Raw genomic sequence first — 18,887 nt, 5'->3', positions numbered from 1 at the left:
ACGGCAGGCCCGGGATCTTACAATCGCGGGATGAGCGTCTTCGCCCTCAGCCTGAACCATCACACCGCGCCGGTCGACCTGCGCGGCCGGTTCGCGTTCACGCTGGAGCAGATTCCGGCCGCACTGCACGGACTGCGCTCCGGCCTGTCGCGCGCGACCCCGGAAGCCGCCCTGCTGTCGACCTGCAACCGCACCGAGCTGTACATCGCCACCGATCCGACGCAGGGCCGCGCGCTGGTGCGCCCGACGCTGGAATGGCTGGCCACGCACGGCGGCGTCAGCGCCGACGAGCTGCTGCGCCACACGCATGTGATGGAGCGCCAGGAGGCCGCGCGCCACGCCTTCCGCGTCGCCTCCGGGCTGGACTCGATGGTGCTGGGCGAGGCGCAGATCCTCGGCCAGATGAAGCAGGCGGTGCGCGAGGCCGACGCCGCCGGCGCGCTCGGCACGACGCTGCACCAGCTCTTCCAGCGCTCCTTCTCGGTCGCCAAGGAGGTGCGCACCTCCACCGAGATCGGCGCGCACTCGATCAGCATGGCCGCCGCCGCGGTGCGCCTGGCCGGGCAGATCTTCGAGGACCTCAGCCGCATCCGCATCCTCTTCGTCGGCGCCGGCGAGATGATCGAGCTGGCCGCGACCCACTTCGCCGCGAAGGCGCCGCGCCACATCAGCATCGCCAACCGCACGCTCGAGCGCGGCGAGAAGCTCGCCGCGCAGTTCGGCGCCGAGGTGATGCGCCTGGCCGACCTGCCCTCGCGGCTGCACGAGTTCGACGCGGTGGTGTCCTGCACCGCCAGCGCGCTGCCGCTGATCGGCCTGGGAGCGGTCGAGCGCGCGCTGAAGGCGCGCCGCCGCCGCCCGATGTTCATGGTCGACCTGGCCGTGCCGCGCGACATCGAGCCCGAGGTCGCGCAGCTGGAAGACGTCTACCTCTACACCGTCGACGACCTGTCGGCGGTGGTGCAGACCGCCGGCGAGAAGCGCCAGGCCGCGGTCGCGCAGGCCGAGGCCATCATCGAGTCGGGCGTGCAGAACTTCGTGCACTGGCTCGACCAGCGCGCCACCGTGCCGCTGATCCGCTCGCTCAACGCGCAGGCCGAGCAGTGGCGCCAGCACGAGCTGGCCCGCGCGCGCAAGCTGCTGGCCCGCGGCGACTCGCCCGAGGACGCGCTGGAGGCGCTGGCGCGCAGCCTGACGCAGAAGATGCTGCACGGCGCGATGGCCGAACTGCACAACGCCGACCCGCAGCAGCGCGCGCAGATGATCGACGCGGTCACGCGGCTGTTCCTGCGCGGCGAGAACCCGACCCGATGACGCCTTTCCTGCGCCAGCAGCTCGACCGCCAGATCCTGCGCCTTGCCGAACTCGACGCCGCCCTGGCCGATCCGCAGGTCATGGCCGACATCGGCCGGCTGCGCACCCTCACCCGCGACCATGCGCGCGTCTCGGCCCTGGCCGGGCGCTGGACGCAGCTGCAGCAGCGCGAGCACGACCTGCACGATGCCCGCGCGATGCTGGACGACGCCGATCTGGCCGAGATGGCGCGCGAGGAGATCGCCGCCGCCGAGGCCGACATCGCCCGGCTCGACGCCGAGCTGCAGACGGCCCTGCTGCCGCGCGACCCGGACGACGACCGCAGCGCCTTTCTCGAGATCCGCGCCGGCACCGGCGGCGACGAGTCGGCGCTCTTCGCCGGCGACCTGCTGCGCATGTACCTGCGCCACGCCGAGCGCCAGGGCTGGCAGGCCGAGATCATGTCGGCGAACGAATCCGACCTCGGCGGCTACAAGGAAGTGGTCGTGCGGCTGGCCGGCGACGCGGTCTATGAAGCGCTGAAGTTCGAGTCCGGCGGCCACCGCGTGCAGCGCGTGCCGGCCACCGAGACGCAAGGGCGCATCCACACCAGCGCCTGCACGGTGGCGGTGCTGCCCGAGCCGGACGAGGCCGAGGAGGTCACGCTCAACCCGGCTGAGCTGCGCATCGACACCTTCCGCGCCAGCGGCGCCGGCGGCCAGCACATCAACAAGACCGACTCGGCGGTGCGCGTCACCCACCTGCCGACCGGGCTGGTGGCCGAATGCCAGGACGACCGCAGCCAGCACCGCAACAAGGCCAAGGCACTCGCTGTGCTCGCCGCCCGCCTGCGCGACAAGGAGCGGCTGGAGCGCCAGGCCCGCGAGGCCGCGACCCGCAAGGGCCTGATCGGCTCCGGCGACCGCTCCGACCGCATCCGCACCTACAACTTCCCGCAGGGCCGCCTGACCGACCACCGCATCAACCTGACGCTCTACAAGCTGGGCAGCATCATGGAAGGCGATCTGGACGAGGTCATCGCCGCGCTGAGGGCCGCCCGCGCCGCCGAGCTGCTGGCCGAGATGGAAGCGCAGGCATGACGAGCGTCGCCGAGGCGCTGCGCCAGGCCCGGGCGCAGGGGCTGGACAGCGCGGACGCGATGGCGCTGCTCGGCGCGCTGCTGGCGCGCTCGCGCACCTGGCTGCTGACGCATGACGACGCGCCGCTCGACGCCGCGCAGCAGGCGCGCTGGCAGGACTGGCTGGCCCGGCGCCAGGACGAGGTCCCGGTCGCCTACTTGACCGGCCAGCACGAGTTCCACGGCCTGATGCTGGCGGTCACGCCCGACGTGCTCGACCCGCGGCCCGACACCGAGACGCTGGTCGACTGGGCGCTGGACATGCTGGCCGCGCTGCCGCCGGGCCGCGCACTGGTCGATCTGGGCACCGGCAGCGGCGCCGTCGCGCTGGCGCTCAAGTCGCGGCGGCCGGATGCGCAGGTCAGCGCGGTCGACCTCAGCCCGGCGGCGCTGGCGGTCGCGCGCGGCAACGGCGAGCGGCTCGGGCTGGCGGTGAACTGGCATGAGGGCGCGTGGTTCGCGCCGCTGGTCGGGCGCCGCTTCGACCTGATCGTCAGCAACCCGCCCTACATCGCCGAGGGTGACACGCACCTGCCGGCGCTGCGCCACGAGCCGATCCTGGCGCTGACCTCCGGCGCCGACGGCCTGGACGCGATCCGCCAGATCGTCGCCGACGCGCCCGCGCATCTGGCGTCCGGCGGCTGGCTGCTGCTCGAGCACGGCCACGACCAGGCCGACGCGGTCGCCGCGCTGCTGCGCGCGGCCGGCTGGCAGGCGGTGTCGCACCGCCAGGACCTGGCCGGCCACCGCCGCTGCACCGGCGCGCGCCGTCCGGACTGAGCGGCACGGTCTCTTGCCGGACCGCCGGCCGGCGCCGCGGCTTTGCCGTATAAATCGGCCCTGGCACTGCCCCTGTTTCCCTTTCTCCACCTCCCTCCGACACGCCATGAGCACCCACCAGCAGATCGACGAACTCGTCAAGGGCAACCCGGTTGTCCTGTTCATGAAGGGCACCGCCCAGTTTCCGCAGTGCGGCTTCTCCGGCCGCGCGGTGCAGATCCTGAAGGCCTGCGGCGTCAGCCAGATCACGGCCGTCAACGTGCTCGAGGATCCGGCGATCCGCCAGGGCATCAAGGACTACTCGAACTGGCCGACCATCCCGCAGCTCTACGTCAACGGCGAGTTCGTCGGCGGCTCGGACATCATGATGGAGATGTACCAGGCCGGCGAGCTGCAGCAGCTGCTGGCCCCGAAGGCCTGATGCCGGACGCGATGACCGCCCCGGCGACACGCCCGCGGCTGGTCGTCGGCATCACCGGAGCGTCCGGCGCGGCCTATGGCGTGCGCCTGCTCGAGCGCGCGCGCGACCTGGGCGTCGAGACGCATCTGGTGGTCACGCCCTCGGGCGTGCTCAACGTGCACCACGAGTGCGGCCTGGACCGGCGCGCGCTGGAGTCGCTGGCCGCGGTCGCGCATGCGCCCGGCGAGATCGGCGCCTGCATCGCCAGCGGCAGCTTCGACACCGCGGCGATGGTGATCGCGCCCTGCACGATGAAGACGCTGGCCGCGATCGCGCACGGCTTCGGCGACAACCTGCTGACCCGCGCGGCCGACGTGACGCTCAAGGAGCGCCGCCGCCTGATCCTGATGGTGCGCGAGACGCCGTTCAACCTCGCGCATCTGCGCAACATGACCGCCGTCACCGAGATGGGCGGCATCGTCTTCCCGCCGCTGCCGGCCTTCTACCACCGGCCGCAGACCATCGCCGAGCTGGTCGACGAGACGGTCGAGCGGGTGCTGCAGCTCGCCGGCATCGCCGCGGCCCGGCCGCAGGCCTGGGCCGGGCTCGGTCAGACGACGCCGGCCAGCCCGTCGCGCACATGATGGCGCGAGCCCGGCTCCAGCCCGGGTGAGGCCAGCAGCGCGCGCATCCACGCCGCGACCTCCTCCACCGCCCCGAGCCGGCCGGCCTGCTCGCGCTGGCGGCTGCCGGCCGCATCCCGCTGGCGCAGGCGCTGCTGCATCGCGGTGTCCATCGCGCCCGGATCGAGCGAGACCGGGAGAAAGGGCCGGGGCTGCTGCGCCTCGTCGACCGCCAGCCCGCGGATGAAGTGGTCCAGTCCGGCCTTGACCGCGCCGTAGACCGTCAGCCCGGCGTGGCTGCGCAGCGCCGCGCCCGAGCTGACCTGCGCGACGATCTTGCGCCCCGAGCAGGCGCGGAAATGCGCCATCGCGGCGGCCAGCAGCGTGACCCCGGCGACCAGCCCGACCTGCAGCCCGGCGGCCAGCGCCTCGGGCGCGGCCTGCTCGACCGGGCCGAGCGGCTCCAGCGTCGCGGCGTTGTGCAGCACGATCAGCGCCTCCACGCCGGCCGGATCGATGCCGGCCAGCGCCGCCGACAGCGCGGCGGCGGCCGCGACCGGATCGGCCAGATCGGCGCGGATCCAGTCGCCCGGCGGCGTGTCGGGCGGCTCGGTGCGCGACAGCGTCAGCACCCGCCAGCCCTCGCCGCGCCAGCCCGCCGCAAGCGCCGCGCCCAGCCCGCGCGAGCCGCCGCTGAGCAGCACCAGCCGCTGCGGCGGCGGTCCGTCTGCGCTCACAGCACCACCTTGCGCGCGTGCAGCGCCTCGGCCTGGCCGTCGGGCGCGCGGCACTCGATGCCGCGCAGCGCCATCAGGCCGCGGAAGGTCGCCTCCGAGAACCAGCCCTTCGAGCGCTGGCTGCCGAAGTGGCGCATCAGGTGGCGGACCTTGCGCCGGGCCTGCTCGGCCGTCAGCGGCACATAGACATTGGGCTGGCCCAGATCGCCCTCGTACTTCGGGATCTCGTACTCGAGGATCAGATGGTCGCGCCAGGTCTGCCAGGTCAGCTCGGCCACCGTGCGGTGGTCCTGGTGGCGGTCCTCCAGCCGGTGCGTCAGCACCAGGTCGGGCGACACCCGCCGACCCAGATCGGCCAGGAAGGCCTTCAGCCGCGGCAGCTCGGCCGGGAACTGCGCGTCCGCGAAGTCGCCGATGACGATCTCCAGCCCGGCCGCCCCCTTCATCAGCGCACGCGCGCTGCGCCGCGCCTCCCGGGCGCGCTCGCCCGGCGCGCTCAGCACCACCCAGGTCAGGTGCAGCTCGGGCACCTCGGCCAGCCAGCGCAGCAGCGCGCCGCCGCAGCCGATCTCCAGGTCGTCGCTGTGCGCGCCCAGGCACAGCAGATGCAGCCGCCGGCGCCCGGCGGCCGGATCGAGCCGCAGCATCACGCCGCGGCCCGGTCGCCGGCCAGCCCGAGCGGCGCGGCCCCGTCGAGCGCCTCGAGCGCCTCCGGCGTGCGGTCCTTCCAGACCATCCACGGGCACTCGCCGCGCCCCTCCATGCGGTCGTAGGTGATCTTGTCCTTGAAGGTGTCCATCGCCTGCCAGAAGCCGCGGTAGCGGAACACACCCAGCCGGCGCTGCGCGATCAGGCGCTGGAACGGCGCCTCCACCAGCTCGTCGCCCTCCTCGATCAGGTCGAAGATCTCGCGGCGCAGGCAGAAGAAGCCGGCGTTGATCCAGAAGGGGCTGGCCTCGCTCATCGGGCCGAAGGAGGTCACCAGGCCGTCCTCGTCGCCGTGCAGCGTGTGGAAGCTCTGCGGCGAGGGCACCGCGACGAAGCTGGCGGCGGCGCCGCGCGCGCGGAACTCGGCGATGTGGCGGTCCAGCGGCAGGTCGCTCAGGCCGTCGGCGTAGTTGGCGAGGAACTCCTCGTCGTCGCCGAGGTACTTGCGCACCCGCAGCAGGCGCTGGCCGATGTTGGCGTGCAGGCCGGTGTCGACGAAGGTGATCTTCCAGTCCTGCAGGTCGCTGCGCATCAGCTCGACGCGCCGGCCGCCCTCGCTGAGCACGAAGTCGTTCGACAGGCACTCGTTGTAGTTCAGGAAATAGTCGCGGATCAGGTCGCCGCGGTAGCCCAGGCAGAGGATGAATTCCTTGTGGCCGAAGTGCGCGTAGTAGCGCATCAGGTGCCACAGGATCGGCCGCACGCCGATGTTGACCAGCGGCTTCGGGATGGTGTCGGAATGCTCGCGCAGCCGCGTGCCGAGTCCGCCGCAGAACAGGACGACTTTCATGTCGGGGTGCCTTTCGGGGTCTGGGAGCCAGGGATCGTGAAGGCCGGGGCGGGCTCGCCCGGCGCGAGATCGCGCAGCAGCCCGGCCTGCTGCAGCGCCTCGGCGGCGGCCTCGATCGCCTCGAAGGGCAGCCGCGCGCGCTCGGCGATGGCCAGCAGGTCGTGCGCGCCGTCGGACTGGCTCAGCACCCACAGCAGCGCGTGCTCGAAGGCGCCCGGCGCGTGGCCGCCGGTGCTGCGGTAGAGCCCGCGCCGGCCCAGCCGCGGCTCGCCGAAGGGGCTGAGGTTGAGCAGGCGGCGGTTGCCGTCGAGCACCTGCGCCAGCCGCGCCAGCGCCTGCAGCGCGCCGGCCAGCGATTCGGGGCGCAGCAGCGTCATGTCGTCGGCGCTGCAGTGGTATTCGGGGTAGCCGCCGTTGACCGAGCGGGTCAGCCGCCCCACCGGCAGGTCGAAGCCGGGCGAGCCGTACTGGCGCTCGTCGTAGCCGTAGGGCTCGAAGTCGAGCAGGCGCGCGCCCTCGAGGCCGGCCAGCACATGCGCGGCGGCGCGGTCGGTCAGCGTGTCGCCGCGGCGGCTGCGCTTGTACTGCAGCGGCGCGCCGTCGCCCAGCAGGCCCAGCACCAGGCCGGCGCACACCCGCGGCAGCACTTGCGGGCGCAGCGCCAGCCAGGTCAGCGAGCCGATCGTGCCGGGCGCGAAGATGAAGCGCCAGGTGTGGCGCGGCCGGCTGCGGCCCAGCGCCCGCGCCAGTTCGACCGCCACCGCGATGCCGGCGAGGTTGTCGTTGGCCAGCGAGGGATGGCAGACATGGGTGTGGACCAGGATCTCGTCGTCGCTCTGCCCCGGCACGACGAACTCGGCCAGCGTCAGGTGGCCCGGCGCCAGCGTGCTGTCGACCACCACCTCGTAGGGGCCCGGGCCCAGACGCTCGCGGTCGCGGTGGCGCAGGCAGAAGGCCCAGTGCTCGCGGTAGTAGCTGGTGCGGTAGGGAATGTCGTCGGGCCGCTCGGGCAGCGAGTGCAGGTGCGGCTGCAGTTCCTCCAGCGTCATCTGCCGGCGCACCGGCACCGAGTAGCTCATCAGGTGCAGGTTGTGGGCGCGGAAGTCGACGACCCGCCGGCCGCCGGCATCGGCGATCCAGGCGTCGCGCACGTTCCACTCGAGCGGCACCTCCCAGTCGTGCACCGGCGTGCCGCTGGGCACCTCGGTGCGCTGCAGCGGCAGGCCGCCCTGCGTCTCGATCAGGTCGAGCGTGGCGCGCACGCCGGCGCCCGTCAGGCTGCGGCACAGCGGATACATCGCCTCGGCCAGGCGCCAGGCCCGCGCGCCGGCCTCGGCGGCGCCGTCGGTCGAGCGCAGCTCGTCGAGCAGCAGCGCCATCAGCGGCCCTCCCCGCCGGCCGACCAGCGCCGGCGGTGCGCGTCGGCGTCGAAGTCGGGCGCGTCGCGGTCGCGCTCGGAGATCGCCGCGACCGGCAGCGGCCAGGCCACGCCGAAGGCCGGATCGTCCGGGCGCACGCCGGCGGCGCAGTCCGGCCGCCAGGCCTCGTTCATCATGTAGTGGACCTCGGTGTCGTCGACCAGGGTCTGGAAGCCGTGCGCGACGCCCGCCGGCACCACCAGCGATTGACGGGTGTCGGCATCGAGCTCGACCGCGACATGGCGCAGCCAGGTCGGCGAGCCGGGCCGCAGGTCGAGCAGCACGTCGAGCATGCGCCCGCGCGCGCAGCGCACCACCTTGGCCTCCTGCGCCGGCGGCCAGGCGAAATGCAGGCCGCGCAGCGTGCCGGCGCGGCGATTGAAGGACGCGCTGGTCTGCATCACCGCCAGCCGCGCCTCGTCCAGGCCGGCCGCGCGCAGCGTGTCGCGGCACCACAGCCGCGCAAAGCCGCCGCGCTCGTCCTGCACCGGCTGCGGCTCGAGCCGGAAGGCGCCCTCGATCGCCAGCGCGACGTAGCGCAGCGTGCTCATCGCGGCGCCTCCAGCCCGAGGTGCGCGAGAAAGGCGTCGATCTGGTCCAGACAGATCTGGCGCGCGCCCTCGCCCGCCTGATGGCGCAGATGCCACTGCGCGACCCAGTCCAGCGCCTGCGGCGTCGCCAGCCGGCAGCGCCAGCCCAGCCGTCGCGCGGCCTTGCTGCAGTCCAGGCGCAGCTCGGGCTCCTCGGGCGGACGCTCGCCCGGCACCTGGGTCCAGGCCGGCGACAGCGCCCAGTGGCGGGCGACGCCCTCGGCCACCTGCGCGACGGTGACCACCTCGTCGGAGGGCGGCCCGAAGTTCCAGTCGCCGGCCGCCAGATGCGGCTCGCGCAGCAGCCGCTCGGCCAGGCCGAGGTAGCCGTGCAGGCAGTCGAGCACATGCTGCCAGGGCCGCACGCCGGCCGGGTTGCGCAGCGCCACCGGCTGCCCGGCCTGCGCCGCGGCGATGATGGCCGGCACCAGCTGGTGCGGCGTCCAGTCGCCGCCGCCGATGACATTGCCCGCGCGCGCCGACGCCACCGCGACGCCGTGCTCGGCCCGCCGCTCCGGCGGGAAGAAGGAGGCGACGAAGGACTGCGTCACCAGCTCCGAGCAGGCCTTGCTGTTCGAGTACGGATCGCGCCCGCCCAGCGCCTCGTTCTCGCGGTAGCTCCAGAGCCAGCGCTGATTGTGATAGACCTTGTCGGTGGTGACGTTGACCAGCGCCAGCGGCCGCTTCAGGCCGGCGCGGCGCACCGCCTCGAGCAGGTTCGCGGTGCCCATCACGTTGGTCGAGTAGGTGCCCAGCGGATCGGCATACGAGTCCAGCACCACCGACTGCGCGGCCATGTGCAGCAGCACCTCGGGCGCGAAGTCGCGCACCGCCGCCGCCAGCGCCGCGGCGTCGCGCACGTCGCCGGTGACGGTGCGCAGGTCGGCGCCGACGCCGGCCAGATCGAACAGGCTGGGCACGGTCGGCGGCGGCAGCGAGAAGCCCAGCACCTCGGCGCCGAGCCGGTGCAGCAGCAGCCCCAGCCAGGCGCCCTTGAAGCCGGTGTGGCCGGTCAGCATCACCCGGCGGCCGCGCCAGAAGGCGGGATCGATGACGGCGGCGTTCATGGCAGACATGGCGCTCACGGCGTGATCACCTCGAGCTGCGGGATCGGCACGATGAAGCGCCCGCCCCATTCGCGGATGTAGCCGTGCTGCTCGACGATCTCGTCCTTCAGGTTCCACGGCAGGATCAGCACCTCGTCGGGCCGCGCCTGGCGCAGCGCCTCGGGCGCGAGGATCGGGATGCGGGTGCCGGGCGTGAACTTGCCCTGCTTGTAGGGATTGGCGTCGACGGTGAAGTCCAGGAAGTCGCTGCGGATGCCGCAGTAGTTCAGCAGCGTGTTGCCCTTGCCCGGCGCGCCGTAGCCGACCACCTTGCGTCCGGCCGCCTTCGCCTCGATCAGGTGGGCCAGCAGCCGGTGCTTGACCTGGCGGACCTGCTCGCCGAAGCCGAGATAGCGCTCGATCGCGTGGTAGCCCAGCGTGCGCTCGCGCTCGCGCATCTCGGCGACGCGCTCGCCCACCGGCAGCGCCGCGTTCGCGGCGTGGCGCGCGTGGATGCGGATCGAGCCGCCGTGCGTCGGCAGTTCCTCCACGTCGTGCAGCACCAGGCCGTGTGCGGCGAAGATGCGCTCCACCGTCGAGAACGACAGGTAGCTGAAGTGCTCGTGGTAGATGGTGTCGAACTGCCTGCGCTCGATCAGCCGCATCAGGTGCGGGAACTCCATCGTGATGACGCCCGCGGGCGCCAAGAGCGCGCGCAGCCCGCGCACGAAGTCGTTGATGTCGGGCACATGGGCCAGCACGTTGTTGCCCAGCACCAGGTCGGCGGCGCCGAACTCGGCCGCGATCGCCCGGCCGGTGGCCTCGCCCAGGAAGTCCACCCGGGTCGGCACGCCGCGGGCCTCGGCGGCGCGCGCGACATTGGCCGCCGGCTCGATGCCCAGCACCGGCACGCCGGCGGCGACGAAGTGCTGCAGCAGATAGCCGTCGTTGCTGGCGACCTCGACGACGCGGCTGTGCGCGCCGAGCCGGTAGCGCTCGGTCATCTGCGCGGTGTAGCGGCGCGCATGCTCGACCCAGCTCGACGAGAAGGACGAGAAGTAGGCGTACTCGCCGAAGATCTCGTCCGGCGCGACGAAGGCCGGCAGCTGCACCAGGAAGCACTGCTCGCACACGCGCGCATGCAGCGGATAGAAGCGCTCCATCTCGCCGAGCTGGTGCGCCTCGATGTGGGTCTGGCACAGCGGGCTCAGGCCCAGGTCGACGAAGCTGGTGCGCAGCGGCGTGCCGCAGAAGCGGCAGGCCGGCAGCAGGCGGTCGGCCCGCTTCGGGTCGTTCACGTCGTCGTTCACGTCGTTCGCATCGTCGTTCATGGCGGACTTCTTCTCGGCATTCGGATCAGGAAATGGAGCGGCCGGCGCACCTCGCGCGCACGGACTCGCGCACGGCAGCGCCTCAGGCTCCGGCGCGACGACGCCAGCGGCCCAGCGCCTCGCGCAGCGGCTGCGCGCCGTTCATCACCGCGCCGGCCATCGGCGCGGGCAGGAAGAGCGCGCCGGCCGCCCAGGCCAGCAGCGCCGCGCGCTGCGCCTCGCCGTAGCCGGGGCAGTGCCGCAGCGACGCGCGCATCAGCGCCCACAGGCTGTCGGCGCTGTCGTCGGGAAAGGGATGGGACTCGGGCGCCCAGCGCCACGAGGTGATGCGGTGGCGCACATGCGTGGGCAGCATCAGCGCCGGCGCATCGATGCGCAGGCCCGAGCGCTGGCGCAGCAGCTCGAGCGTGCGCTCGCGGCTGTCGACCACCAGCCGCACCTCCTGGCCGACGCTGCCGCTGTAGTTGCCGCGGTAGCCCGGCGCGTCGCGGTCGGCCGGCCTGCGGTGCAGCCGGTAGCTGCCCAGCGGGCGCTCGACATGGACGACACGGCCATGGAACGGCGCGGTCAGGAACGGCACGGTGTCGGTGCAGATCGGCCAGTCCTTCGGATCGACCGGGAAATAGGGCGCGACCGCGCGCAGCCGGTAGAGGTTGCCGCTGCCGGGCGGGCCGGCGTAGTGGCCGAGCCGGCGGATGATCGGCACCACGTCGCCGTGGTGGCTGAGGTAGGGCATGGTGCCGCCAAGCGGCCGGCCCTCGGCGTCGATCAGGCGCAGCGCGTACTGGACCTTGGCGGTGCTGTCGTCGGCCGCGGCCAGACAGGTCGCGATCGCGTCCGGATCGAGCAGGTCGTCGGCGTCGAGCCAGACGATCCATTCGCCGCGCGCCGCCTCGATGCCGAGGTTGTAGCCCTGGCCCTGGCCGATGTTGACCGGCTGGCGCACCACCCTCACCCGGTCCGCGTAGCGCGCGATCACCTCGGCCGAATCGTCGGTCGAGCCGTTGTCGACGACGATGACCTCGCAGCCCGGCGCGGTCTGCGCCAGCGCCGACTCGATGGCCGCCGCGACGAAGCGACCGTAGTTGTAGTTCAGGACGACGATCGAGACAGGCATCGGTGAAGACTCATGACGAGATCACATCGTAACCAGACGTGACTTATGAATCATTATCTTCTTGGAATGTCCTCCTGGAGACCATCCCGCGACAGAACTCCCCCGGCCGGGGGTCACCGCAGATGCAAAGGAAAGAACGAGGACAGGAAGAGAAAAAGACGGTGCCCAGCAAAAAGGGCGGCCGACCGCGCGAGGCGATCGGCCGCCCGGATGCCGGTGCGGCGGTGCCGGCCGGGGCTGCGCCCGGCTGGCGGCGTCCGTGTCAGTCGTCGTTGCCGCCGAAGATGCCCAGCAGCGACAGCAGCGACTGGAACACGTTGTACAGGCTCAGGTAGATGCCCAGCGTGGCGGTGATGTAGTTGGTCTCCTCGCCGTTCTCGATGCGCTTGAGGTCGTGCAGGATGAAGGCCGAGAAGATGCCGATGGCCAGCACCGACAGCGTGATCATCAGCGCGCTCGACTGCAGGAAGATGTTGGCGATGCCCGCCACCAGCAGCAGCATCGCGCCGATGTACAGGAACTTGCCCATCGACGACAGGTCGCGCTTGATCACCGTCGACAGCGTGGCCATGCCGAAGAAGATCAGACCGGTGCCGGTGAAGGCCGTCATGATCAGGCTGGCGCCGTTGGACAGGCCCAGCACCGTGCCGATCAGGCGCGACAGCATCAGGCCCATGAAGAAGGTGAAGACCAGCAGCACCGGCACGCCGGCGGCCGAGTTCTTCGTCTTCTCGATCGCGAACATGAAGCCGAACGCGCCGGCCATGAACACGACCAGCCCCACCATCGGCGACATCAGCCGCGTCACGCCGGTGGCCACGCCGAGCCAGGCGCCCAGCACGGTGGGAATCATCGACAGCGCAAGCAGCCAGTAGGTGTTGCGCATCACGCGGTTGCGCTCGGCGGCGCTGGGCATCGCGATCGACGCGAAGCCGTGGTTCTGGAACAGATCGGACATGAGGATCTCCTGGAAAGGTCCGGAAAGCGGGAATGCAGGCGGGGGAGCACGGGCGGGCACCTGCGCGCGCAGGGCGTCGTGCATGCGGGCGCGCCGGGCGGCGCAGCCCGCTCGGAGGGCTCAGCCGCGCAGGCTGGGCGGCCGGAGCAGGCCCTCGAGATAGGGCGAGGCCGGCGCGGTCAGCGCGCACGGCGGCGCCACGCGCAGCGCGCCGGCGCAGCCGGGCGTCGGCGGGGCACAGGGCGGCAGGGGCGGCGGCACGTCGGCCAGTTCCAGACCCGGCTCGCCGTCGAGCGCCAGGCTCGGGAATGCCGGGTCGGCGTCCGGATCCGGCAGCGGGGCCGGCGACCCGGGCGCCTCGATCACGGTCCGGACCGTCTCGGCCGGGCTGCCGACCGACACGATCTCCGGAAAGGCCCGCTCGGCCAGCACGGCCGTCGCCACCGCCGCCCGCGCCGCGCCGGACAGGCCGGCGCACAGCAGCAGCAGCGTCGCGAACAGGGTGATCAGCCGACGGGTCATGGATTCGAGTGTAGCGAAACGGCCATCACCGCGCAGGCGAAGGTGCCGGCAGCGCCGCCGCGGCCAGCGACGCGGCCGGATCGCCATAGTCCCAGCGGCGCCGTGCCGCCATCACCATGTTCGGATAGGCCGCCTGGCCGCGGCTGCCGTTGTAGCGGCCCAGCGCCATGAACAGGTCGCCCTTCTCGCGGTCGAGGTAGTGGCGCAGGATCACGCAGCCGAAGCGCAGGTTGGTCTGCATGTGGAAAAGCCGCGCCGCGTCGCCATCGCCGATCGTGCGCGCCCAGAAGGGCATGACCTGCATGTAGCTGCGCGCGCCGACGCTGGAGATCGCGTACTTGCGGAATCCGCTCTCGACCTCGATCAGCCCGAGCACCAGCGCGGGATCGAGCCCGGCGCGCCGGCTCTCGTACCAGACCGTCTCGAGAAACTCGCGGCGCACGTCGAAGTCGGCCTTGCGCCGCGCCAGCCGCTCGCTCATCGCGCCGAGCCAGCGCAGGTGGGCCAGCCGCGCCTCGATCGACGCGAACTCGAGCTTGGGCGGCGCGCCGTTGCCCGCCACCGCCGCCGACAGCGCGGTGCGCACCGCGTCGGCCAGCGGCTCCTCGACCTGGCCGCCGGCGTGCGCCGCCGGACTGGCGCCCAGCCCGGCCAGCGTCGATCCGGCCCAGGCGAGCCAGGCGCGGCGCCGGCAGCTCATGCCTTCAGGCGGCCCTTCACGAAGGCGGCCACCTCCGCGGCGGCGACCTTGGTCGCGGCCTCGTCGCGGCGGCCCTGGTACTCGACCTGGCCTTCCTTCAGGCCGCGGTCGGACAGCACCACGCGGTGCGGCACGCCGATCAGCTCCCAGTCGGCGAACATCGCGCCCGGGCGCTCGCCACGGTCGTCGAGCATCACGTCGACGCCGGCGGCCAGCAGCTCGTCGTGCAGCGCATCGGCGGCGGCCTTGACCTCGGCCGAGCGGTCGTAGCCGATCGGGCAGATCGCCACGGTGAACGGGGCGATCGCGTCCGGCCAGATGATGCCGCGCGCGTCGTGGCTCTGCTCGATGGCCGCGCCCAGGATGCGCGTGACGCCGATGCCGTAGCAGCCCATCTCCATCAGCGCCGGCTTGCCGGTCTCGTCCAGGAAGGTCGCGTTCATCGCCTTCGAGTACTTGGTGCCGAGGTAGAAGACGTGGCCGACCTCGATGCCGCGCTCGATCGCCAGCACGCCCTGGCCGTCCGGCGACGGGTCGCCCTCGACGACGTTGCGCAGGTCGGCGACCAGATCGGGCTCGGGCAGGTCGCGGCCCCAGTTCACGCCGGTCAGGTGGTAGTCGGCCTCGTTGGCGCCGCAGCAGAAGTCGCTCATCGCGGCCACCGTGCGGTCGGCGATGATCTTCACCGGCTTCTTCAGACCGACCGGGCCCAGGTAGCCGGGCTTGCAGCCGAAGTGCTCGTCGATCTCGGCCAGCGTGGCGAAGCGGAAGCCCGCCTTCAGGCCCTCGACCTTGCCGACCTTGACCTCGTTCATCTCGTGGTCGCCGCGCAGCAGCAGCAGCCAGACGGTCGAGCCGGCCGGGTTGCCCTGCTCGTCGAGCGTGTCGGTGGCCAGCACCAGGCTCTTGAGCGACTTCGTCAGCGGCAGGCCGAGGAAGGCAGCGACATCGGCGCAGGTGCTCTTGCCCGGCGTCAGCGTCTTGACCATCTCGGCGGTCGGCTCGGCGCGCGGCGTGGCGGGTGCCACGGCCTCGGCCAGCTCGATGTTGGCGGCGTAGTCGCTGGTCGGGCAGTAGATGATCGCGTCCTCGCCGGTCTGGGCGATGACCTGGAACTCGTGGCTGAGGTCGCCGCCGATCGCGCCGGTGTCGGCCGCGACGGCGCGGTACTGCAGGCCGAAGCGGTCGAAGATGCGCTTGTAGGCCGCGAACATCGTCTCGTAGCTCTTGGCTGCCGCCTCGGGGCTGCGGTCGAAGGAGTAGGCGTCCTTCATCGTGAACTCGCGCCCGCGCATGATGCCGAAGCGCGGCCGGCGCTCGTCGCGGAACTTCGTCTGGATGTGATAGAAGTTCTTCGGCAGCTGCTTGTAGCTGCGCAGCTCCTGACGCGCGATGTCGGTCACCACCTCCTCCGAGGTCGGCTGGATGATGAAGTCGCGGTCATGCCGGTCCTTCACCCGCATCATCTCCGGCCCCATCTTGTCGAAGCGGCCCGTCTCCTGCCACAGCTCGGCCGGCTGCACCACCGGCATCAGCAGCTCGACGGCACCGGCGCGGTTCATCTCCTCGCGGATGATGCCCTCGACCTTGCGGATCACGCGCAGCCCCATCGGCATGTAGTTGTAGATGCCCGCGCCCAGGCGCTTGATCATGCCGGCTCGCATCATCAGCTTGTGGCTGATCACCTCGGCATCGGCGGGCGCTTCCTTCAGGGTGGCGATGAAGAACTGGGAGGCTTTCATGGGGTGGTCGGTACGCGGACGGGTACTGAGTGGAACCTCTGGACAGGCGACGGGAGCCCTTGTCCATGCTCGGGTGATCCGCGGGGTTGCGCCAATCGGACCCGGTGCAATAATGGGTTCAACGTGAAAATTGGGGTCTGATTATGCTCGACCGAGAAGGCTTCCGGCCCAACGTCGGCATCATCCTGCTCAACCAGCGGAATCAGGTGTTCTGGGGCAAGCGCATACGCACCCACTCCTGGCAGTTTCCGCAGGGCGGCATCAAGCATGGCGAGACGCCGGAGCAGGCGATGTTCCGAGAGCTCCACGAGGAAGTGGGGCTGCATCCTGAACATGTGCGCATCATCGCGCGCACCCGGGACTGGCTGCGATACGAGGTGCCCGAGCACTACATCCGCCGCGACGCGCGCGGGCACTACAAGGGACAGAAGCAGATCTGGTTCCTGCTGCAGCTCATGGGCCGGGACACCGACATGAACCTGCGCGCGACCACGCACCCGGAGTTCGATGCCTGGCGCTGGCACGACTACTGGGTGCCGCTGGACGTGGTGATCGAGTTCAAGCGGCAGGTCTACGAGATGGCGCTGACCGAGCTGGCGCGATTCATCCCGCCCCGGCCGAACCACCACAACCGCTACCTGCGCACCGGCATGCGCTCGCAGCGCCGCGACGAGGGCGCGGACGCGCCGCGCGCGCTGGCCACGACCTGCGCCGACCCGGCGCTGGCGGACCTGCCGCCGCTCGAGCTGAAGCTCTGAGCTCAGCCCTGCCCGGCGGAAGCGGCAGCCGCCGCCGGGCGCCGGTTCAGCAGCGCCAGTCCCAGGCCGATGCCGGCCAGCGCCAGCAGCAGGGCCGGCGTGACCGGCTCGCCCAGCAGCAGCCCGGCGCTGACCGTCCCGAAGACCGGGGTCAGGAACACGAAGGCCTGCACCCGGGTCGCCGGATAGCGCGTCAGCAGCCAGAACCACAGCAGATAGCTCGCGAAGGTCACGATCACGCCCTGGTAGACCAGCGAGCCGATCGCGACCGCGCCCCAGCGCACCGGCCAGGCATCGCCATGCACCAGCGCGGCCAGCGGCGACAGCAGCGCCGCGACGCCCAGCTGCCAGGCCAGCGTGACCTCGGACGGCGCCGAGCGCAGCGCCGACAGACGGATCGTCACCGTCGTCAGCCCCCACAGCACCGCGGCGACAAGGATCATCAGGTCGCCGCGCCAGGTCCCGGACCCGGCGAGCCCTTCGCCGAAGGCCGCCGCCAGCGCCGCGAAGGCCACCAGCAGACCGGCGAACTGCATCGGCGCGAGCCGCTCGCCGCGGTGCGTCGCCGCCAGCACCAGCGCCACGACGAAGGGCGAGGTGTTGATGAAGACGACGCCGCGCGCGGCGGTGGTGTGCTGCAGGCCGACGAAGGCCAGCGCGAACTCGGTCGCGAACAGCAGGCCCGACAGCAGCCCCGGCCCGAGCGTCGGACCGCGCCAGTCCCAGCGGATGCCGCGCCAGCGCATCCACGCCAGCAGCAGCATGAAGGCGACGATGCTGCGGATCGAGACCTGCACCAGCGCCGGCACCTCCGGCAGCGCCAGCTTGACCGAGACCTGGTTGAGCCCCCAGAGCAGGCAGCACAGCAGCAGGCTCAGGACGGCAACGGTGTCGAGATGGGGACGCATCGGCGGACGGGTCGTCGAAGGGCGGCGGAACCGGAAAGGAAAAGGGAAAGGGGAAGACGGGCGAAAAGTGTGGAGCCAGCCGATAGGCCGGATTCTGTGCGGCCGGGTCGCCCCGGCCGTGACCGCCATTCCTCTGGGCCGCCCGTCGCCGGAACGGCTCGATGCCACCTACCCGCCAGCTCAGCGGGCCGCGTCATAGCTGGCCTATTTGGTGTTGCTGCGCGCAGAGATTGCCCGTTTCACCCGGACCGAACCGGCTCGTCTCTGTTGCTCTGATCCTCACCTCGCGGTGGAGAGGTGTTACCTCCTGCGCTGCCCTGTGCAGTCCGGACCTTCCTCCAGTGCGACCTTTCGGTCCCTGCACCAGCGGCGGTCTGGCTGACTCCACGGCCGGCATTGTCCCACAAGCGCGCCGTCAGTCGCGCCGGGGGGCCGCCAGCGCGTCGATGCGCGCATTGCAGGCCGCGACGATGCGGCGCATCTCCTCGTGCTGCAGCGCGCAGCGCTGCAGCTGCTGGCGGTCGGCCAGATGGGCCTCGAGCAGCTCGCGGTAGGTCAGCCCGGGCTTGAGCGGCTGCGGCGTCGGGCAGGCGCTGTCGGCGCCGGGCGGCACGACGCAGCGCAGCGTCACCGGCGGGGTCGGCGTCGCCGGCCGGGTGGCGCAGCCGACCAGCAGCGCGGCCAGCAGCACGGGCAGGGCAGGAGTCACGAACCTCATCGTCCTCGTCCTCGGGGCAGGTCAGCGGCCGCGGCCGGCGGCGACGCGGTTGAGCGTGCGCAGCGCCTCCGGCGGCACCGGCGCCGACAGGCAATTCTGGCCGGACGAGCCCTGGCGCAGCTGGCTCTGCAGCAGCACCAGCTGCATCTCGCGCTCGCGCAGCTCGTCGCGCAGGCGGCCCGGCGCGCCGCTGCCGGCCGCCGTCAGCGCCTTGCGCACGCGCAGCAGCTCGGCGTCGTTGTCGCGGCGGCGCCGCTCGAGCGCGGCGAGCTGCGACTGGCTGTCGTCGAGCGCCTCGACCATCTCGACCTTCTGCTCGTCGAAGGCCACATGCAGCTCGCGCATCCGGGCCTCGAAGGCCGCCTCGCGCGAGCGCAGCTCCTCGGCCAGCGCCACCTGCGCCTCGCGGTGGCGCGCCTCGCTGTCGCGCAGCTGCGTCTCGAGCTTCGCGGCACGGTTCTCGGCCGCCTCGCGTCCGGCCGAGCCGATGCCGTGTCCGATCCAGACCGCCACCAGCAGGCCTGCGGTCGTCGCGATCAGTCGCAGCTTGTCGAACATCGGTCATCTCCCCGGAGGCGCCACCGTCCACAGCGGCCGGCCGGCCCGGAAG

21 protein-coding genes and 1 other RNA gene are annotated in these 18,887 nt (G+C 72.1%); 6 read left to right on the top strand and 16 right to left on the bottom strand.

Annotated elements, in window-relative coordinates:
* The first annotated feature begins 30 nt into the window (after positions 1 to 30).
* From hemA to HNQ01_RS07375, 5 genes are all read left to right on the top strand, one after another.
* A complete protein-coding gene (hemA, locus tag HNQ01_RS07395) occupies positions 31 to 1,314 on the top strand; it encodes a glutamyl-tRNA reductase (protein ID WP_173804717.1) in 1,284 nt (427 codons plus the stop codon).
* Entirely contained in the window at positions 1,311 to 2,393 is a 1,083-nt protein-coding gene (gene prfA / locus HNQ01_RS07390; protein ID WP_173804716.1) for a peptide chain release factor 1, read from the top strand. The genes hemA and prfA overlap by 4 nt, the downstream gene beginning before the upstream one ends.
* Complete coding sequence (gene prmC / locus HNQ01_RS07385) at positions 2,390 to 3,211, top strand: peptide chain release factor N(5)-glutamine methyltransferase (protein WP_173804715.1); 822 nt, start codon at positions 2,390 to 2,392, stop codon at positions 3,209 to 3,211. The genes prfA and prmC overlap by 4 nt, the downstream gene beginning before the upstream one ends.
* Before the next feature lie 106 nt (positions 3,212 to 3,317).
* Positions 3,318 to 3,632, top strand: coding sequence for a Grx4 family monothiol glutaredoxin (gene grxD / locus HNQ01_RS07380; RefSeq protein WP_173804714.1), 315 nt, complete (start codon positions 3,318 to 3,320; stop codon positions 3,630 to 3,632).
* Entirely contained in the window at positions 3,632 to 4,255 is a 624-nt protein-coding gene (locus HNQ01_RS07375) for a UbiX family flavin prenyltransferase (RefSeq protein WP_286180564.1), read from the top strand. The genes grxD and HNQ01_RS07375 overlap by 1 nt, the downstream gene beginning before the upstream one ends.
* Here the strand turns inward: HNQ01_RS07375 and HNQ01_RS07370 are convergent.
* From HNQ01_RS07370 to HNQ01_RS07315, 12 genes are all read right to left on the bottom strand, one after another.
* Positions 4,222 to 4,971, bottom strand: coding sequence for an SDR family NAD(P)-dependent oxidoreductase (locus HNQ01_RS07370; RefSeq protein ID WP_173804713.1), 750 nt, complete (start codon positions 4,969 to 4,971; stop codon positions 4,222 to 4,224). The genes HNQ01_RS07375 and HNQ01_RS07370 overlap by 34 nt on opposite strands.
* Positions 4,968 to 5,618 carry a PIG-L deacetylase family protein gene (locus HNQ01_RS07365; protein WP_173804712.1) on the bottom strand — a complete coding sequence of 217 codons (651 nt, stop codon included), beginning with the start codon at positions 5,616 to 5,618 and terminating at the stop codon, positions 4,968 to 4,970. The genes HNQ01_RS07370 and HNQ01_RS07365 overlap by 4 nt, the downstream gene beginning before the upstream one ends.
* The gene (locus HNQ01_RS07360; protein ID WP_173804711.1) at positions 5,618 to 6,469 is read right to left on the bottom strand and encodes a sugar phosphate nucleotidyltransferase; all 852 of its coding nucleotides are present in this window, start codon (positions 6,467 to 6,469) and stop codon (positions 5,618 to 5,620) included. Before HNQ01_RS07360 ends, HNQ01_RS07365 begins: the two co-directional genes overlap by 1 nt.
* Positions 6,466 to 7,848 carry a DUF4910 domain-containing protein gene (locus tag HNQ01_RS07355; RefSeq protein WP_173804710.1) on the bottom strand — a complete coding sequence of 461 codons (1,383 nt, stop codon included), beginning with the start codon at positions 7,846 to 7,848 and terminating at the stop codon, positions 6,466 to 6,468. Before HNQ01_RS07355 ends, HNQ01_RS07360 begins: the two co-directional genes overlap by 4 nt.
* A complete protein-coding gene (locus HNQ01_RS07350; protein ID WP_173804709.1) occupies positions 7,848 to 8,438 on the bottom strand; it encodes a dTDP-4-dehydrorhamnose 3,5-epimerase family protein in 591 nt (196 codons plus the stop codon). The genes HNQ01_RS07355 and HNQ01_RS07350 overlap by 1 nt, the downstream gene beginning before the upstream one ends.
* Positions 8,435 to 9,553 (bottom strand): CDP-glucose 4,6-dehydratase, encoded by a 1,119-nt coding sequence (gene rfbG, locus HNQ01_RS07345; RefSeq protein ID WP_286180588.1) that lies wholly within the window; start codon positions 9,551 to 9,553, stop codon positions 8,435 to 8,437. Before rfbG ends, HNQ01_RS07350 begins: the two co-directional genes overlap by 4 nt.
* Positions 9,554 to 9,558: 5 nt before the next feature.
* Positions 9,559 to 10,854 carry a class I SAM-dependent methyltransferase gene (locus tag HNQ01_RS07340; RefSeq protein ID WP_173804708.1) on the bottom strand — a complete coding sequence of 432 codons (1,296 nt, stop codon included), beginning with the start codon at positions 10,852 to 10,854 and terminating at the stop codon, positions 9,559 to 9,561.
* 82 nt (positions 10,855 to 10,936) lie between these two features.
* Entirely contained in the window at positions 10,937 to 11,971 is a 1,035-nt protein-coding gene (locus HNQ01_RS22365; protein ID WP_173804707.1) for a glycosyltransferase family 2 protein, read from the bottom strand.
* A 262-nt stretch (positions 11,972 to 12,233) separates the two neighbouring features.
* The gene (locus HNQ01_RS07330) at positions 12,234 to 12,929 is read right to left on the bottom strand and encodes a Bax inhibitor-1/YccA family protein (protein WP_173804706.1); all 696 of its coding nucleotides are present in this window, start codon (positions 12,927 to 12,929) and stop codon (positions 12,234 to 12,236) included.
* A gap of 120 nt (positions 12,930 to 13,049) precedes the next feature.
* Positions 13,050 to 13,451: a hypothetical protein gene (locus HNQ01_RS07325; protein ID WP_173804705.1), complete on the bottom strand. Its 402-nt coding sequence runs from the start codon at positions 13,449 to 13,451 to the stop codon at positions 13,050 to 13,052.
* Positions 13,452 to 13,476: 25 nt separating this feature from the next.
* Positions 13,477 to 14,151 carry a lytic transglycosylase domain-containing protein gene (locus tag HNQ01_RS07320; protein ID WP_173804704.1) on the bottom strand — a complete coding sequence of 225 codons (675 nt, stop codon included), beginning with the start codon at positions 14,149 to 14,151 and terminating at the stop codon, positions 13,477 to 13,479.
* A complete protein-coding gene (locus HNQ01_RS07315) occupies positions 14,148 to 15,893 on the bottom strand; it encodes a proline--tRNA ligase (RefSeq protein WP_173804703.1) in 1,746 nt (581 codons plus the stop codon). Before HNQ01_RS07315 ends, HNQ01_RS07320 begins: the two co-directional genes overlap by 4 nt.
* A gap of 143 nt (positions 15,894 to 16,036) precedes the next feature.
* Between HNQ01_RS07315 and HNQ01_RS07310 the strand changes: the two genes are divergently transcribed.
* A complete protein-coding gene (locus tag HNQ01_RS07310; protein ID WP_173804702.1) occupies positions 16,037 to 16,651 on the top strand; it encodes an RNA pyrophosphohydrolase in 615 nt (204 codons plus the stop codon).
* A 2-nt stretch (positions 16,652 to 16,653) separates the two neighbouring features.
* On the opposite strand, the gene HNQ01_RS07305 is transcribed toward HNQ01_RS07310, so the two are convergent.
* The 4 genes from HNQ01_RS07305 to HNQ01_RS07290 all read right to left on the bottom strand — a co-directional run bounded on the left by HNQ01_RS07305 (position 16,654) and on the right by HNQ01_RS07290 (position 18,835).
* A complete protein-coding gene (locus HNQ01_RS07305; RefSeq protein ID WP_173804701.1) occupies positions 16,654 to 17,559 on the bottom strand; it encodes a DMT family transporter in 906 nt (301 codons plus the stop codon).
* Positions 17,560 to 17,626: 67 nt separating this feature from the next.
* An RNA gene (gene rnpB / locus HNQ01_RS07300) (RNase P RNA component class A) lies at positions 17,627 to 17,945 on the bottom strand.
* Positions 17,946 to 17,974: 29 nt separating this feature from the next.
* Positions 17,975 to 18,277, bottom strand: coding sequence for an Rz1-like lysis system protein LysC (gene lysC / locus HNQ01_RS07295; protein WP_173804700.1), 303 nt, complete (start codon positions 18,275 to 18,277; stop codon positions 17,975 to 17,977).
* 21 nt (positions 18,278 to 18,298) lie between these two features.
* Entirely contained in the window at positions 18,299 to 18,835 is a 537-nt protein-coding gene (locus tag HNQ01_RS07290) for a hypothetical protein (RefSeq protein ID WP_173804699.1), read from the bottom strand.
* Between the last annotated feature and the right edge of the window lie 52 nt (positions 18,836 to 18,887).

Source organism: Sphaerotilus uruguayifluvii, assembly GCF_013294065.1.
Classification (GTDB): domain Bacteria; phylum Pseudomonadota; class Gammaproteobacteria; order Burkholderiales; family Burkholderiaceae_C; genus Sphaerotilus; species Sphaerotilus uruguayifluvii.
Note: the sequence above shows the minus strand (reverse complement) of the source record. Positions and strands in the feature narration are given on the sequence as shown.